The organism is Actinacidiphila cocklensis, from assembly GCF_907177275.1.
Classification (GTDB): Bacteria; Actinomycetota; Actinomycetes; order Streptomycetales; family Streptomycetaceae; genus Actinacidiphila; species Actinacidiphila cocklensis.
Map to the genome: position 1 here is coordinate 106,422 of NZ_CAJSLV010000059.1, position 16,035 is coordinate 122,456.

The window sequence follows — 16,035 nt, forward strand, 5'->3', positions numbered from 1 at the left end:
ACCCCGTCCCGGGTGGGGCGTCACCGGCGCGACGCTGATTCACGCCATCCCTCAGCGGCGCCGGAATCACCTAAGTTGCGGCGCCGTCGGGCCGGTCCCGTCGCACCATCGGATCGTCGGTGTGATCGGCGCGGATCCTCGTGCCGCGCGCTCAGGGCCGGAGTGCTGCCGCGCTCTCCCGCAGCTGCGCGTGCAGTCCGCGGTGGGTCTCACGCGCCGGCAGCCACTCCTTGCGGATCTTGGCCACACACGTGTAGTTGGTGTCGCAGACATTGGCCAGCGGTGACTCGACGGCCTGGGTGGCGAACTGGTACGCGTCCAACTCGCTGAACCCGTAGTCACGCACCAGCCACCGCACCAGGTCGAGCTGGGAGATCCGGAACGCGTCCTCCAGCGGACGCGCCGATCCGGTCGAGATGAGGTGCGTGTCCGACTCGATACGCGGCCACGGGGTGGCGAGCCCCTTGAGCAACTCGACGATCACCACGGTGTTCATCGCGCACTCGACCGCCACCCCGCAGGTCTCCCCCTCACCCTGCCGGGCATGCCCGTCGCCGAGGCTGAGCAGCGCACCCTCGACATTCACCCCGAGGTAGCAGGTGACGCCTGCCCGCATCTCGGGCGTGTCCATGTTGCCGCCGTGCGCGTCGGGCACCAGCGCCGAGCGCACCTCCAGATTGGCCGGGGCCACACCCACCGTGCCGTGCATCGGGTCCATGGGCAGCTCAGCCTCGAAGTCACTGTCGTGCGCGCGGAACAGCGCCGTGCGCCGCGCCCGGTCCAACTGCCAGATCCAGACGGTCTCCGGCAGCGGAGGTTGCAGGCTCGCCGTGGTGTGGGTCGAGGTGAGCGCCCCGAAAAGCGGGACCGTGGTGGACGCCGCCCAGTCCCGCGCCGGCTCGATCGACACGAAGTGCACGGCGACCGTATCGCCCGGCTCGGCCCCCACGACGTGGAAGGGGCCGGTCTGCGGGTTGAGGAACGGGAACTCGCAGACCTCGGACACCAGGTCCGTCTCGGACCGTACCCGCCCGGCGAAACAGTCCTCCGTGTACAGGTCGAGAACCGTGCCGGGCGCGATGCGCGCCACGGGCGGTGCACCGCCGAACGTCCATGCGTACTCACCCGGTTGGGGCCGGACGGTCAGGATCCGGGGGTCGCTCATCGCTGCACTGCTCCATTCTGGCTGTGCCTGTGGATGCCCGAAGGGGCGTACCGGTGCTCCTCGCCGGAGTGAAGGCCATTCTGCATTCGTGGGCGGACGGCAGGGCACGGATTGTCGGCTTCGCGCGCCTGCTCTGGATCTGACGCGAAAGCCCCACAGCGCCTGGATGGGGAGTTCGCGGGCAACCAGCAGGTCGATCGCGAGGCTGCAACGGCAGCGAACCGGTCAGCACCGCCGCCCGCCTTCGGTGTACGTGGCTCGTACCTTTCCCCACGTGGGCCTGGCTCGGACGCGCCGAGAACCCGCGCCGCGACCAACCGCGGCTCGACCTCGGCGCACCTGCGCAAGGTCGGTAGGAACGACCGGCTCCGGGAGCTGACCGCAGGCCTCACCGGTTTCATGCCGCCGGCGTTGCCGGACGCGGCCTCGGTGCACGCCGCGATGTACGAGGTGGTCGGCGGCGTACTGGGCCGCGCCCGGCACCCCGGTGCCGGCCGGCGGCGACGGCGCTGGGCGGAGCTGTCCCGCCGGCGAGGCGATCCGGTGGCGCCCGAGGGCCTGCCGCCCTTGTCGACCGACACGGGAACCGTTCCCTCCGATCCTGCGTGACCTGTCTACGTGTTGTCGGCCGGTGACGAGGGGGACCCGATGAGAGCACGGACGATGGCGGGCGTGGCGCTGACGGCTTGCGTGGCACTGGCAGTGGGCGCGTGCGGTCCGGAGAAGTCCAAGGACGACGCGGGCGCGAAGCCTTCGCAGCCTTCGGCGTCCACGACGAAGGCTCAAGAGCCGTCGGTCACGCCGCCCACGTCGGCTCGGACCGAGAAGCCGTCGCCCTCGCCAACCGGCGACAAGTCCGCGCCCAAGACGAAGGCGGCCGCGATCAAGCGGTACGAGGTCTTCCTCCACGCGGTCGGCCACGAGGACATCGACACGGTCTGCGACGTGGCGGGACCCGCCGCGAAGCAGGCAGAGGACGAGGGCCTCGGCCCGTGCACCTCGACGTTCCTCGTGTCATTCAAGATGATCTCGCCCGCGCAGAAGAAGGCCCTGCAAACCGCGACGGTCGACCCGCAGCGCGTCGTCATGCGCTCGCCCGGCAAGGTCGAGATACCGGTCGGAGCGGTCAAGGCCTCCATGACCTTCAGCGAAGAGGAACTCGGCGACTCCACCCTGGAGTACCTCAAGAACGACTGGTACATCACCTCCTAATGCTGTTGTCAAGCCGCGGCTGTGACCGGATGACGATCCCGCGCCCGGACGGGAACGGGGGACCCACGTACGGGATGTGACAGGTCAGTCCCGTCACGATGGATCAGGATGACGTACGGGCCTCGTGCGGGCGGCGGAGGGACCGCGGGCAGGGTCCGCGGCTGTGGCTCCAGGGGCAGCAGGGCCTGGCCCGACTGATGTGCACCAGGCGCTACTGCGCCGCCGACGGCAGCCGCCGTGTGATCCGGTCGAACAACTCCGTCAGCGGCTCACCGACGTCCCGGCCGAACTCGGTCAGCCCGTAGGTGACCTGGGGCGGCGCCGTCGGCTCGACCTCCCGCCAGACCAGGCCGTCCTGAACCAGCGCGCGCAGAGTCTGGGCGAGCATCTTCTCGCTGATGCCCTGGATGCTGTCGCGCAGCTCGTAGAACCGGAGGCTGTTGCTCCGCAGGGAGATCAGCACCCAGACGCCCCACCTGCTGGTCACGTGGTCGACCACGTCGCGCGCGGGGCAGTCGGTGTGAAACACGTCATACCGCTTCCCCGCCTCGGCCTGCCTGGTCTGCGCGCCTCCCGCCATGTCATGAGCTTACCTCAGGGTATGTCCTTACCAAAAGTAAGCCCGAACTCCTAGCGTGAATGCCACAGAGGGCAACAGAGGGCATCTGACAAGGAGCTGATCATGATCGTGGTGACCGGGGCCACCGGCAACATCGGCCGGCCGTTGACGCAGGCGCTGGCCGAGGCGGGCCAGGAGGTGACGGCTGTGTCACGGCACACGACCGCGGTGCCGAACGGCGTCCACCACGTGGTGGCCGACCTGGCCGAGCCGGTCGGCCTCAAGCCCGCGCTGGCCGGGGCGAAAGCGCTGTTCCTTCTGCTGTCCGGCGATCTGCACGCCACGGGGGCCAACCCTGCCGACCTCATCGGCGAAGCCGCCGCCGGCGGGGTTCGCCGAGTCGTCCTGCTCTCCACGCAGGGCGTGGTGACCAGGCCCTCCGGCGACACGCGGATTGCGATGCACGCGCTGGAGGACACGCTGCGGGAGTCCGGCCTGGAGTGGGCCATCCTGCGGCCGGGCGGCTTCGCCTCCAACGCCCTGTGGTGGGCCGAGTCCGTCCGCACGCAACAGCTCGTCGCCGCGCCCTTCGGCGACATCGGGGTACCGATCATCGACCCCGCGGACATCGCCGCGGTCGCGGCAGCCTGCCTGCTGGACGACTGGCACACCGGCGGCGTCTACGAGCTGACCGGCCCGGAGGTGATCACTCCGCGCCAGCAGGCGGAGGCCATCGCCGCCGCGTTGGGCTCGCCGGTGAGGTTTCACGAGCTCACCCGCGACGAGGCCAGGACCGCCATGGCCCGGAGCATGCCGGCGGAGCTCGCCGACGACACTCTGGACATCCTCGGTTCCCCCAGCCCGGCCGAGCTGCGTATCAGCCCGGACGTCCAGCAGGTCCTCGGCCGCCCGCCGCGCCCCTTCGCCCACTGGGCCGCCCGCAACGTCGCCGCGTTCCGCTGAGACCGGTCGACGCCGCTGGAACCGCCTACGCCCAGCCCGCACAGCTGCCGGCCGACGCAGGGGAGAGCCGGAAAGCCCAAACCCTCACCGACGGCGTCGGCAAGGGGGGCGGTCTCCACCGCCTGCGCAGGCCCCCAGCCGCAGGAAGTAATTCGTGCAGCTCCAACCCATTGGGTGGGTAGCTTGGCGAGATGACCACGAGGCGGCGGAGCTACCGGTACGTGGGTCCGGCGGAGCTGAAGGCCCGCGTTCGGCCCGGCGGCGAGGGCCGGAGGATACGCACTCCCGCCGACCTCGTCCGCTGGCTCTCCGCGCGAGGGCCGGACGAACGGGCCGAGCCCTTCACCTTCGTGGCCGGCACCGACGGCCTGCTGCGTCTCGCACCACGCCGGAGCGAGCACGTGTCGTGTGCAGGAGGAGCACCGGTTCTCAGCGCGGGGGAGATGACCTTCCTCCAGTCCGCCGGGCAGTGGTCGGTCACCGACGTCAGCAACCAGTCGACCGGCTACTGCCCGGACCCCAGCTCATGGCCGACCGTCGCCGCAGCCCTCGACCGAGCCGGCATCACGCACCCCGAGGGCTTCACCCACGAGGTGGTGTTCCGCCGCTGCCCCGGCTGTGAGGAGGTCAACATCGTCCGCGAGGGGGACTTCGCCTGCGTCTTCTGCGAATCGGCCCTCCCCCACGAGTGGAACGTGGACGGCGGTGAAATCCCGGCCGCCCCGTACCCGGCTGACCAGGACGGATTGCTGTGGCATGCTCGCCCGCATGAGTCATGACCCAGACCGCGGATGGTCCTTCGCGACCTCGCGGGAGGCTGCCAGGTTCGGTGCAGTCCGGCTGACAGACGTTCCCGGCGTCGATCATGCGGCGGCCGAGAGCGGGACGCTCTGCGGTATCCCGGAGCACCAGGTCACCCGCTACAGGCATCTCTTCGAACCAGCCGCGCCGCAGGCATGTCCGGACTGCCGCCGGCGGGCAGAAGCGGCTCCGACAAAGCCCTGCGTTCAAGAGCGACTTCACGACGGTCTCCAGGACGCCGACCCGGGACAGGCTCGTGACGACCTTCTCGCCGCCCTGCGGAAAGGGGCGGACGTGCGTCTATGGATCCACGGTCCCGCCTCAGTCCTGGCCGAACACTACGCAGAACTCAACTCGCTCACCGAGGGCGTCGAGCCCACTGTCAACGCGCTCAACACCACCACGACCATCGGTCTGGCCCGAGTCGAGGACGGCGGCTGGCGCTACATCGCGGTCCTGCCCGAGGACGGCAGCCGCCCGCTGGTCGCACGTGGACCTGCTCTCGGCTGACAACTCCCAGGTGCCCCGAGAGCGACGCTCCTTGAGACAGGCTCACGCGCGCCGCCCCGAGAGTGACGCTCCTTGAGAGCCGTTGCCGCCGGATCGGACGCCGAAGCGGGGCGGGCGGTGGCGTGAACACCGCCGGGTGGTCGACGCGATCGCTCGGAAGTTCCAGCCGGTTTCGCAGTGAATTCACCTGCCCCGGGGTACGGGAGCAGGGAAGGGCGTCCACCCGGCTGTGAAACTGGGCGATCGACGGCATCGGGTAGCGCCGTCCTCACCGCCCTGGTCGCCCGGGCTCACCGCCCTGGTCGCCCGGGCCGATGCCGCAGGGCGACCTGGGCTGGGCGCTAACGCCGATGCCTCGACCGCCTCCCACCCGGAACAATCCGCGGCGTGTTGTACCCGCGCGCTGGGTGGAGAATCCCCTCATGGACCCGATCGACGCCGCGCACGCCGTTGTCGAAGAACACCACCCCGACGCACGAGCCGCCTTCCTCGGCGGCAGCGTCGTCACGGACCGCCGTACGGTGACCTCCGACTTGGACGTCGTGATACTGCTGCACGGCACCCCGGCGCCCTACCGGCTGAACGTCCACGCGCATGGCTGGCCGGCGGAACTGCTGGTGCACACTGAGGAGTCCTGGCACGCCTTCGTCGAGCGCGAGGTACCCAACCGCAGCTCACCGCTCATGTGGATGTGCGCCAACGGCGTCCTGCTCGTCGATCGGGACGGCGTCGGCGCACGCATCAGCGCCCACGCGAAGTCGCTGGCCGCAGCGGGGCCTCCCCCAACCCCTGCCGAGGAGATCGACGACCGCCGCTACGCCCTCACCGACCTCCTCGACGACCTCACAGGCAGCACCGACCCGGGCGAACGCCTCTTCATCTGCACCGAACTCGCCCGCCGCACCGCCGAACTCGCCCTGGCCCTCAACACCGCCTGGAACGGCGGCGGCAAGTGGCTGGCCCGCCGCCTCGACGCCACAGCCCCAGGCCTGAGCGGGCGCCTGCACAACGGCGTCCAACAGGCCCTCGCAGGCCAGACGTCGCCCCTGGTCGCTGTCGTCGACGAGGTCCTGGACCAGGCCGGAGGCCGGCTCTGGGTCGGGTACCGGCGCAGCGGCACACCGTAAACGGCCGAACGCCCCCTCGCAGCGCGTGGTGCGAGGGGGCGTTCGGTCTCAGGCGGTGAGCAGCGTCAGTACGGCGGAGATCCTTCCGCCGCCGACGGTGATGACGTCGACGCCCCGCGCCCGGGGATCGCCTCCGGGGCCGAACGCCCAGGCGGGCGCCCCGCGGTCGGGGCCGGCGTAGGGCGGGCCGTCCTCGGTGAAGGGCGAGCCGGGCGGGGCCTTGTCGAGCAGCGCGCGCCCTGGCCTGGATCGCGTCCCAGCCTGTGGTGACGCCTTCCGGGTCGGTGAACGCCCGCGTGGCGCTGGCCGAGCCGACCGCCTACGCGGCCGCCGAGGGCGGCCTGCCCGCGGGCACCGACCCGGTCGCCCTGGCCCGGTACGTCATGGTCGTCGTCGGCCCGGGCTTCACAGGTAAGCACCTGGACGGGGCACCGGCGGGCTCGCGCACCAGCGGATCACGGGTGCGGCAGGCTGCCTGCCGTGGGGCGGCCTCGGCTCGGCAAGCCGAGTGGGCAACGCTCAGACCGGCAGCGGGGAGCTGAAACCGCCGCGCCGCCAGCAGAGTGCCGGTTCGGCCTGTGGCGGCGTTGCGTTGCGGACGTACGACCTGGCCCACCGGCACGCCACTGCTCGAGTGACGACGTGGTCAGGCAGGCTGCCACAGCTCGACCCGATTGCCCTCGGGATCGGTGACCCAGCCGAACCGACCGACACCCTCCATGTCTTGCGCTTCTTCGGCCACGTCCGCTCCCTTGGCGCGCAGTTGCGCGAGCATCGCGTCGAGGTCGCGGACCCGGAAGTTGAGCATGCTCTGCTGTGCGCGGGACCCGAAGTAGTCGGTCCCGGACTCGAACGTCGCCAACACCGTCGGCCCGGCTTCCTGATGCCACAGCCCGTTCGCATCGGCGTCCAGGCCCAGGCAATCGCGATACCACGCGCTCAGGGCCGCCGGGTCCGCAGCCCGCATGAAGTAACCACCGATTCCCAGCACGCGTTCCATGCCGACATCCTGCCAGGACGGCTATCGGGTCGGCCGGCACCGCACCATCGCCCGCTCCGCCCCGTCTCGATCGCGGTGGACCTCGTTGGTTTCCCGCGCGGCGAACGTCACGGCTGCGCGTCTTGGCGGAGTCCGCCACTACGGCAGGTTCCGTCTCATCGAACCGCAGCTCCTCGGGGGCCGTTCCAATCGCCCCGCGGCAACCGGGGTTTCCAGGCCTGCTCGCCGAGGAGATGCCTTCGCGTCTCGGCGCGGCGGAACCTTACGGTTTGTGGGTTACCCAGAGCAGTTCCGCGGGCCAGCGGTGCGCCCAGTCGGGTGGGTCGGTTTCGTTGTAGCCGTTGGGTGTTCGGGGATCGGGCCGCGGCTCGATGAGGTCGTCGATGACGAGACCCGCGCCGCGCAGGACCTTGACCCAGTCGCCGTAGGTGAGTTGATAGCTGGTCGCGCCGTCGTCCTCGGCGATGGTGTTCAGCCCGAAGTAGTCCTTCTGCAGCGTCGTGGTCACGCGGCCGGCGGCTTCGTCGTAGCAGGCTTCGAACCATGGGCTGGCGACGTTGAACACCAGGCGCCCGCCTCGACCCAAGACGCGTGCGGCCTGCGGGACGGCCAGGTGCGGGGGCGCCCAGCTGAGCCCACCGAAGTCGCAGAACACCAGGTCGAAGCTGTCGGCGGCGAAGGGGAGCTGTTCGGCGGCGCCTTGCACCAGCGGGTAGCGGGCCGCTCCCATCGCGCGGCGCGCTGCGGTGAGTTGGGCCTCGGACAGGTCGAGCCCGACCACGATGGCGCCCTCGGCGGCGAGCGCCCTGGACCACTGGCCGGCGCCGCAGCCGAGTTCGAGGACGCGCTTGCCGGTGACGTCGCCCAGGGCGTGCAGGTGGGCGTCGGGGATGGAGTACATGCCCCACAGCCGGGGTGTGGCGCCGATCTGCGGGTCGTGCTCGTGCTGGTAGGCGCTGCTGATCTGGTTCCAGAGCCGCCGGTTGGCGGGGATGCTGTCCACGTGCCGACTCCAGCACTGCCTGCCGGGGGCGGTCAACACGAATAGGGCACTGACCGGCCCTCGCCTCGGTCCGGCCCTGGCTCGGCCCATGATCCGCCGGACGAGCCCTGGCCGGGCGGCAAGCGGAACGATCCCGCTCCGGGCGGGCGTCGTTCCACCATGGTGACCATGTTGAAGCGAGTAGCCGTCCTTTCTGACATCCACGGAGTCCTGCCCGCCCTGGAGGCTGTGCTCGACGAACCGGAGGTGCGCGCTGCGGACCGCATCGTGCTCACCGGCGACATCACAGCAGGCCCGCAACCGGCGCAGGTACTGGACCTGCTGGCCGCCCTCGGAGACCGTGTCGCCTGGGTCAGTGGGAACGCCGACCGCGAGCTCCTCGAATACCGCCGCGGCATGCGCGACACGATCCCCGACCCGATCGCGCCCTGGGCTGCCGAACAACTGCGCACGGACCACCTCGAACTCCTCGCCCGCCTGCCGCAATCGCTCTCCCTGCTTCTGCAAGGCCTGGGGAGGGTCCTGTTCTGCCACGCCACCCCCCGGGACGACGAGGAAGTCGTCCTGGTCGACTCCCGTCTCGACCGCTGGCAAGAGGTCTTCAGCGAACTCGACCGCGACATCCGCACGGTGGTCCTCGGCCACACCCACATGCCGTTCGTCCGCCTCGCACACGGCCGGCTCGTCATCAACCCCGGCAGCGTCGGCATGCCCTACGGGCGAGTTGGAGCCCACTGGGCGCTCCTGGGTCCCGGCGTCGAACTGCGGACCACGGACTTCGATATCGAAGCCGCGATCACCCAAGTGACCAGGGAATCCTCCTACCCCGAAATCGACCAGTGGGCCGACTACTTCCTCCGAGGCCAGGCGACAGACGCCGATGCTCTCGCAGCCTTCGGCCCGCGAGACGGACGCGGTGCGGCCACGTGACCGACGTCCGCAGAGGACGGTGATCGGCCGGCCTTCCGAGGCCGCCGGTAGGTGGGCGAGGGCCTGGCCGGCTGCCGCCTCCCACTGCGGGCTCCGTGACCACCAGTGGTTCAGCCCCAACCGTGAGCTCCACACGGCGAGGATCGGCGCGTACGTACCGCGTGCCGCCGCCTCGTCCGGATCGATCTCCTACCACGTCCGCCACGGCGGCCCCCAGGGCTCCGGGTCCACGGCGAACGTGCCCGACGGCATGAGCACGGGAAGCCAGGCCCCCCGCCGCAAGGGCGTGAAACTCAGCTCTGCCGGACACACCCCCTGCTCGTGCTCCTGGCGTTCCCCCTGAGTGGCCTCTTCTTTGATGCTCAACTCTCAGCCCGCCGGCCTCCCACCCGGTTAGCGTGTGGACGTGCACATCCTCGATGACCCCTCCGTGTCGAGCCGCGTTCGGGCACTCCTGGCAGGAGCGCGTCGTTACCCGGCGATGTCCGCCGAACAGATACGGGAATCGGCCCGCGCGGAAACCCAGGACGGACGCGAGGTGCCTCTGCCTGCTGGGGCCGTTGACGCCATGATCCGATTCGAGGAGCGCTACGGGGGCCTCTGCTATCAGCTCCTCAGCACCAACGGCATGGAGCACGGGTTGGACGGCGACGCCAGTGTCATCCGGAGCGACGACGGCTGGATCGTTGCGAGCATCATCGACGGTGACCAGACATGGCCGGTGAACGTCCTTCTCGACGGCCGCACCGTCATGACGCTTGCCGGCCGGCCGAGGATCATCAACAGCAGCCTCGACCAACGTCTCGCATCGCACGCCCAATTGGCACGGGTGCGGCGCCGGCCCCATGTGGCCCTGGGTCTCGTGACCCCTCCCGGTCAGGAACCGGCCATCGACGGAACAGGGCTGCCCGCAATCGATGCTGCGGCGACCGGACCGGCCGACAGGTGGTGGGGCGACGACGAGGCGGCTGTGCACCTGGAAGCCTGCAAGTGGTGGGGCAGCGAGGACTTCTGGGTCGTGCGCTGCTTCACTCACCGGGCCGAGGACCTGCCGGCACTCGTCGAAGCTTCGCGTCGTGCCCTCCCCGGAGCAGCATGGCGGGACGAGAAATGGTGCACGCTGTGCTCCCAGGCCAGGCGTCCGGAACAGCCCTGCCTCCCCGAGACGGATTCGACCACGCACATCTGATCGCCGTTGCAGCCGAGGCACATCGATCCCGCGGGCGGAGCCCGGACCCCGACACCAACTCCCGTACGCCTGCCGGCCCTGGGCGCGGCCTGGGACGCCTGACCTCGGACGGCCACCGGACGCGGTCCGTGGACGTCAGCCGCCGGCTGCCGGTGGCGGAAGCGGGACGATCTCGCGCTCGAAGAAGTCGGTGAACGGCTCACCCCGGGCGTAGAGCGCCTCGAAGCCGGCTGTGGTCTCCGCGATCAGCGCGGGGTCGCCGTACCGCTTGGCCCCGTCCGCGTTCCCGTCGTCGTCGTACTGCACTTCGTACATCACCTCGTCGCCGAGGATGACGACCTCCGGCACGGGCTGCTTCCGCTCGATGTCCGCGATCGTCCGCGCGTCGAGGATCCTGATCCGGTCGCCGACGTCCACCCGCAGGCGCAGAACGTGCAGCTCCCACTGGACGTAGGGCGTCACCGGGAATTCCACGACCCTGAGCCGTCGCTGCGTGACGCCGAGGTCTTCCGCTTCTGCGAACTGCTGAGCGTAGGCCGTACGCTTTTCCTCGACGAGTTCGAGCGCCTCTTCCCACCGGCCCGCGGCGAAGGCCTCCCAGCTCGGAAAGCCGCGCTCCTTGAAATGCTGGCCGCGTTCGAGTTTGCGCTGATGCTCGACACCGCTCTTGAGGACGCGATAGAAGTCCTCATGATAGGCGGGACGCGCAAGGCGTTCGAATAATCCGTCGGAGAAAGAGTCAAACACTGGGGATATCCGGCTTCGCCGCGATCAGCATGTTCCTGGGGATGACGACGAGCCGTTCGTCGGAACCGACGGATACGCCGTCCGGCAGCTTCTGCCCGAGAGACGCCGTCAAGTCCCTGCCGATGACGGCGATGTCGCCGTTCTCCAGCTCCCAGATGTCCGGGCAGTCCGGGCTGTCGGTGGTGTTTCCGAGTTCCTGCGGGGACTTTCCGAGGCGCTTGCGAAAAGTGGTCGTCTGATCAGCTTCCCATGGCCTTACCACAGTCGTCCCCCCTGCATCAGTGGCTACGGATGTGCCGCGGCAGAACTTTACCCGAACCCGCGCAATCGCACACGGAACCTATCGGGAACCAGCCTCCTGGCATATGCCGGAGTGGATGCTATGCCCTGCGGCCGCCTGTCGCAATCCGAGCCCTCGCTACCATAATGACCATGCCGAGGCGGCTCGAACAGCATATAAAATTACAGTCATGATGATCGGATTATTACGCGGTAGGGGAGAGCTGTGGATCCGGAACTCGCGTCGCCGACCCAGAACGCCGGCACCACGGTGGTCGCCCTGATGGCGACCGACGCGTGGCAGGCCGGACGCGACCAGCACACCACCGAGCGATGAGCGGCACAGGCAGCGGCCGTACCGGCGGAGACCCGATCAGCGGCAGCGGCAGCGGTTACGGCGGAGGCAGCGGCTACGGCGGAGGCGCGACGAACGCCGGCGGCACCGGCCGCACCGGCGGCAGCGCCATGGAGGGCCGCGCCCAGGACGACGGCCGCGTCTACCAGTCCTCGGGCGACCAGCACATCAGCGAGCACCACCACTACGGCGACGCCCCGGCGGCTCCCGCCGGCCCCGACTCCGTACGCCGGCCGGCTGTCGGCCGCCCGCCCGTGGTCCTGCGCGACCGGACCGACGTCCTCGAACGACTCCACAGGACGGTCGCCGCGGGGCGGGGCGGCGAGATCTACGTGCTGCACGGCATGGGAGGTTGCGGCAAGACCGCGGTCGCCCACGCCTTCTTCCAGACCGCCACCACCGAATGCGGCCGGGTGGGGCTGTGGGTGAACGCCGCCGACCGCGCGAGCCTGCGCTCCGGAATGCTCGCGGTGGCCGCCGACCGGGGCGCGGGCGACGGCGAGTTGCTCGCCGCGCGCAACGGCTACCGCCCCGCCGCGGATCTCGTGTGGCAGTACCTCGACAGCTCGTCCGAGCCCTGGCTGCTGGTGCTCGACAACGCGGACGACCCCGCGATCCTCGGCGACGGCAGCTGGCTGCGCACCAGCCCCCGCGGCACGGTCCTGGTGACCACACGCCGTGCCGCACCCCGGTGGTGGCCCGGCGCGGAACTGCAGCACATGGGCGTCCTGCCGCGCGAGGACGCCGCGCGCGTCCTGCACGACCTCGCCCCGCACACCGGCACGCTCGCCCAGGCCGCTGAGATCGCCGACCGCCTGGGACGGCTGCCGCTCGCGCTCACCCTCGCCGGCGGATTCCTCTCCCACCAGGTCCTGGACCCCTGGACGATGGACGAGTACGGACGCCATCTGGAGGAAGACCACCATGTACATCTGATCGACCGAGGAGCCGATGTCTTGAGCGACCCGGGCCCCCGCCATCTGGTGGGCCGGACATGGCAGTTGACACTCGACGCGTTCGCGGAGCACGGACTGCCTGAAGCGGTCGACCTGTTACGCCTCATCGCCCGCCTGGCCCCCGAGCCGCTGCCGCTCTCCTTCCTGAACGACGACGGCATCAGCGCCGTACTGCCCCGCGCCCGCGCCGAGTCCGCGCTGCGGGGCCTGCTCGACCACTCGCTCACCGAACTGGTCGACGCCGGCGACGACGGGAGCCTGCGCTGCGTCCGCAGTCACGGGGTGCTTCTCGACAGCGTCAGGGCCGCCACCCCCGCGTCACAGACCGCGCTGCTCGACACCACCGCCGGCCGGCTGCTCGACGCCGCGCTGCCGGACGTCCCCGACGCGGGGCCGTACGACCCGCGGCTCCGGCTGCTCGCTCCGCACGTGCTCGCACTGCTCCGGCGGACGACCGACGCCGCCACCGTGGCGCAGGTGGTCGGGATCGCCACCCGGCTGGCCTCCGCCATGCACCGCACCGGCGACTACCCGTCGGCCTGGGAGACCGCAGGCAGGGCAACGGACCTCGCGACGCGGATCCTCGGCGACGAACACCGGGCCGTACTGGCCGCGCGCTCGCGCACGGGGCGGGCACTCTTCCGGCTGGGCCGCTACCCCGAGGCCGAGGAGACGCTGCGGCGCACCCTCGCCGTGCAGCGACTGCGCTCCGGCCCTGACGACCCGGACAGCCTGGACACCGCCCACGGACTCCAGCTCGTCCTGGAGAACACGGGCCGCCACGAGGAGTCGCTCGCCCTCCTGTACGCGACGGCCGCCGGCCGCAAAGCGGCGCTCGGTCCGTGGCATCCGCTGACCCTGCGCTCCCGCTCCAGCCTCCTGGCCTCGCTCGGCGCCGCCGAACTCGCCGCCGAGGACGAGCGCACGCAGCTGCTCTCGCTGCCGCAGCAGTGCGCCGAGCACCTGGGCGCCGGCCACACCGTCTCCCTGGGAGCCCGCCACAACCACGCCTGGGCGTCGTACCAGTTGGGCCGCTTCGAAACCGCCGACGCCGAGATCCGCGAGGTCACGGAGACCTACCTGCAGCGGTTCGGGCCTGACTACCCCATCGCGCTGGCCGCCCGCCAGCTCCAGGCGCGTACCCGCGCCGCTCTCGGCCGCACCGAGGAGGCCGTGGCGCTGATGACCGACGTCGTGACCCGCCGCGCCCGAAGCCTCGGCCAGGAGCACCATTTCACCGCCGTGAGCCGCGACCTCCTCGACGCCCTCCGCTCGGGGCGCTGGGAGCCCCCGCGGCCTCAGCACTGACGGCAACCTCGGGGAGTACGAAGAGCTCTCCCGGCGTGACCGGTGGCTGAGGCCGGCAGGCCGTCCGCAGCGCGGGAGTTCCACGATCGCCGTCAACCAGAGCCGCCTGAAGCGAGCCGCTGTGGGGTCGAACTGGACGGGGTCCCCTTCTCTCCGGTGCGGCGCGCACCCTACTGTGAGGGCCTGGGGCGAGGGGGAACAGCTGTGATCAGTGAGCCGGAGATGTCGGATGAAGCAGGCGGCGGCCTGCCCAGCGATCTGCTGAGCAGCTCAGGCGATCCTGACACCGGGACCGTGGCGGTCCGCAGACCGCGGCCGTGGCTGTGGGCGGTCGGCGGAGTCGTGGCGGCTTCCGCGGTGTGGGCGGCGGTCCTGCACGGGACCGGCAGCACGGCTCCGGACCTGCACGGCTACCACCTGTTCGGCAACCCGTGCAGCGGCGACGCTCTCAACCCTCTCAAGGACGCCGTGGGTACGCGGCAGTTCGCCGCGTCAAGTGCGACAGTGAGCAAGGGTCCCGCACTGGACAAAGTGTCGTGCGACCTGACCACCGCGTCGTCGGCCGACGAAGAATGGGCGACCACCTACAGCATCAGCCTCAGCATCGAACTCCACAAGAAGACCGACCCCCGCGCCGAGTTCGAGAACATCCGCCACGCCCAGGTCTCCGACCTCCCCGGCAGCACGGACGGCAGCGCACTGATCTCCGTTGTCGACAGCGGCTTCACCTCCGCGGCCGACGTCCATCCCGTCACGGGCGTCGGCGACGAGGGATACCTCCTGTCGGCCCACGCCCCCGCCCAGACCCTGGAAGTGCTCCACGGCGGCGCCGTCCTCACCCTCCAGATCACCGGCTCCACCCAGTGGACCAGCTCCAGCGAGTCCGGCGCGGACCCCGGCGACCCGCCGAAAGACCCCGACCTCACCCGCCTCCGCCCGGCCATGACCACGGCGATGCGCCACCTGATGGCGTCCTTGGCCTCCTGACCCGCCCCCGCGCAGCCGTTGGTGACCTGTGCGCGGTGAGAGGTCGGTCGGGGTTCGACGGTCGCCCTCATTCCGGGGGAAGGTCCCAGACCACCACTTCCAGGGTCATGTGCGAGCCGCGCATCGTGCGCATCCTGAAGTACGCGATCCTCATGTCGGCGGTGCCCACGCAGCCCATCGCACCCGGTTCGACCTCCAACTGCCGGGTGCCGACTTCGGTGTTGAGCCGGTCCCGGCACTGCTCGCGGCTGGGCGGCGAAGCGCTGGACCAGCCGGCGAGTGCGTTGCCCCATATCTGGTCGGCCTCGCAGACCAGCTGGCAGCTGAGCCCGATGTCGCCGGTCAGCGCCCGGGACGGCGGCACCGCGTCGAGCGCCCACCCCGTCTGCATGTTCTCGCCGTCCAACGTCAGCGTGCCGTGCCAGCGCACGCCGACGGACACGGGCTCAGGTGCGGCCGACTGAGTGGTGGACCCTGTGGGCGACGGCGGAGTGGGCTCGTCGGAGGGCGGGGTGGTGGACGGGGTGGTGAACGGAGCGGAGGAGAGCGTCGTACTCGGTCCGCCCGGACCAGCGGGACCGGCGTCGTCCCCGGAACCCTCACCGCCCTGGAGGAAGGCCATCATGCCGAGCAGCAGAGCCAGGACCCCGACCACCGCGACCGCAGCGCGGACTTCCTTCTTCTTCAGCGCCGGGAGCTTGAGGCTGCCCGCCTCGACGCTCTCCCCCATGATCGCGGCAAGAAGGCAGACAAGGCCGAACATCCACAGCGACACGACCTCCACGAGCATGTCCGGCCCCTCCCCGCCCGTCCCGGAGCCTCCCCCGAGAACCCGGCACCAACGTAGCGAACCGTCACCACCGGCATCAGGTGTTCACCCCACCCACTGCGGGCGCACGGCACTCTGCCGGATGACCGATGACTTTTGACCGGCCGGGGAGTCG

The 16,035-nt window shown here is 70.5% G+C and carries 18 protein-coding genes and 1 pseudogene; 11 read left to right on the forward strand and 8 right to left on the reverse strand.

The genetic code is table 11. The features are described 5' to 3' along the window. Positions 1-151 precede the first annotated feature (151 nt). On the reverse strand, positions 152-1,165 hold the full coding sequence (locus tag NFU81_RS19675; protein ID WP_251491688.1) for an acetamidase/formamidase family protein: 1,014 nt from the start codon (positions 1,163-1,165) through the stop codon (positions 152-154). A gap of 399 nt (positions 1,166-1,564) precedes the next feature. Here NFU81_RS19675 and NFU81_RS19680 point away from each other — a divergent pair, with 399 nt between their 5' ends. Then, positions 1,565-1,774 (forward strand): hypothetical protein, encoded by a 210-nt coding sequence (locus tag NFU81_RS19680; RefSeq protein ID WP_251491689.1) that lies wholly within the window; start codon positions 1,565-1,567, stop codon positions 1,772-1,774. A gap of 39 nt (positions 1,775-1,813) precedes the next feature. Next, complete coding sequence (locus NFU81_RS19685) at positions 1,814-2,377, forward strand: hypothetical protein (RefSeq protein ID WP_251491691.1); 564 nt, start codon at positions 1,814-1,816, stop codon at positions 2,375-2,377. A 211-nt stretch (positions 2,378-2,588) separates the two neighbouring features. On the opposite strand, the gene NFU81_RS19690 is transcribed toward NFU81_RS19685, so the two are convergent. After that, positions 2,589-2,957, reverse strand: coding sequence for a winged helix-turn-helix transcriptional regulator (locus NFU81_RS19690; protein WP_251491692.1), 369 nt, complete (start codon positions 2,955-2,957; stop codon positions 2,589-2,591). A gap of 102 nt (positions 2,958-3,059) precedes the next feature. Between NFU81_RS19690 and NFU81_RS19695 the strand changes: the two genes are divergently transcribed. The 5 genes from NFU81_RS19695 (at position 3,060) to NFU81_RS19715 (ending at position 6,879) form a co-directional block, all read left to right on the forward strand. Continuing rightward, positions 3,060-3,899, forward strand: coding sequence for an SDR family oxidoreductase (locus tag NFU81_RS19695; protein ID WP_251491694.1), 840 nt, complete (start codon positions 3,060-3,062; stop codon positions 3,897-3,899). Between the two features lie 191 nt (positions 3,900-4,090). Then, on the forward strand, positions 4,091-4,678 hold the full coding sequence (locus NFU81_RS19700; protein ID WP_251491696.1) for a hypothetical protein: 588 nt from the start codon (positions 4,091-4,093) through the stop codon (positions 4,676-4,678). A gap of 316 nt (positions 4,679-4,994) precedes the next feature. Next, entirely contained in the window at positions 4,995-5,210 is a 216-nt protein-coding gene (locus NFU81_RS19705; RefSeq protein WP_251491698.1) for a hypothetical protein, read from the forward strand. A 422-nt stretch (positions 5,211-5,632) separates the two neighbouring features. Next, complete coding sequence (locus NFU81_RS19710; protein ID WP_251491700.1) at positions 5,633-6,337, forward strand: nucleotidyltransferase domain-containing protein; 705 nt, start codon at positions 5,633-5,635, stop codon at positions 6,335-6,337. A 284-nt stretch (positions 6,338-6,621) separates the two neighbouring features. Continuing rightward, positions 6,622-6,879 carry a hypothetical protein gene (locus NFU81_RS19715; protein WP_251491702.1) on the forward strand — a complete coding sequence of 86 codons (258 nt, stop codon included), beginning with the start codon at positions 6,622-6,624 and terminating at the stop codon, positions 6,877-6,879. 104 nt (positions 6,880-6,983) lie between these two features. Here NFU81_RS19715 and NFU81_RS19720 read toward each other — a convergent pair whose 3' ends face one another. Next, on the reverse strand, positions 6,984-7,337 hold the full coding sequence (locus NFU81_RS19720; protein ID WP_251491704.1) for a VOC family protein: 354 nt from the start codon (positions 7,335-7,337) through the stop codon (positions 6,984-6,986). Positions 7,338-7,599: 262 nt separating this feature from the next. Next, on the reverse strand, positions 7,600-8,340 hold the full coding sequence (locus NFU81_RS19725) for a class I SAM-dependent methyltransferase (RefSeq protein WP_251492170.1): 741 nt from the start codon (positions 8,338-8,340) through the stop codon (positions 7,600-7,602). A 168-nt stretch (positions 8,341-8,508) separates the two neighbouring features. On the opposite strand from NFU81_RS19725, the gene NFU81_RS19730 reads away from it, so the two are divergent. Next, positions 8,509-9,270 (forward strand): metallophosphoesterase family protein, encoded by a 762-nt coding sequence (locus tag NFU81_RS19730; RefSeq protein WP_251492172.1) that lies wholly within the window; start codon positions 8,509-8,511, stop codon positions 9,268-9,270. Between the two features lie 15 nt (positions 9,271-9,285). Here the strand turns inward: NFU81_RS19730 and NFU81_RS19735 are convergent. Beyond that, a pseudogene (locus tag NFU81_RS19735) lies at positions 9,286-9,582 on the reverse strand (hypothetical protein); the annotation flags it as partial. Between the two features lie 94 nt (positions 9,583-9,676). Here NFU81_RS19735 and NFU81_RS19740 point away from each other — a divergent pair. Then, positions 9,677-10,459 (forward strand): hypothetical protein, encoded by a 783-nt coding sequence (locus tag NFU81_RS19740; protein WP_251491706.1) that lies wholly within the window; start codon positions 9,677-9,679, stop codon positions 10,457-10,459. Positions 10,460-10,594: 135 nt separating this feature from the next. On the opposite strand, the gene NFU81_RS19745 is transcribed toward NFU81_RS19740, so the two are convergent. Continuing rightward, positions 10,595-11,206, reverse strand: a complete 612-nt coding sequence (locus tag NFU81_RS19745) for a DUF6879 family protein (RefSeq protein WP_251491708.1) — start codon at positions 11,204-11,206, stop codon at positions 10,595-10,597. Further along, positions 11,199-11,468 (reverse strand): hypothetical protein, encoded by a 270-nt coding sequence (locus tag NFU81_RS19750; RefSeq protein WP_251491710.1) that lies wholly within the window; start codon positions 11,466-11,468, stop codon positions 11,199-11,201. Before NFU81_RS19750 ends, NFU81_RS19745 begins: the two co-directional genes overlap by 8 nt. A gap of 482 nt (positions 11,469-11,950) precedes the next feature. Between NFU81_RS19750 and NFU81_RS19755 the strand changes: the two genes are divergently transcribed. Together NFU81_RS19755 and NFU81_RS19760 are read left to right on the forward strand one after the other, a co-directional pair. Next, on the forward strand, positions 11,951-14,104 hold the full coding sequence (locus NFU81_RS19755; RefSeq protein ID WP_251492174.1) for a tetratricopeptide repeat protein: 2,154 nt from the start codon (positions 11,951-11,953) through the stop codon (positions 14,102-14,104). Between the two features lie 222 nt (positions 14,105-14,326). Next, positions 14,327-15,091, forward strand: coding sequence for a hypothetical protein (locus NFU81_RS19760; protein WP_251491712.1), 765 nt, complete (start codon positions 14,327-14,329; stop codon positions 15,089-15,091). 67 nt (positions 15,092-15,158) lie between these two features. Here the strand turns inward: NFU81_RS19760 and NFU81_RS19765 are convergent, their stop codons facing one another. Beyond that, positions 15,159-15,881 (reverse strand): hypothetical protein, encoded by a 723-nt coding sequence (locus tag NFU81_RS19765; RefSeq protein WP_251491714.1) that lies wholly within the window; start codon positions 15,879-15,881, stop codon positions 15,159-15,161. Positions 15,882-16,035 lie beyond the last annotated feature (154 nt).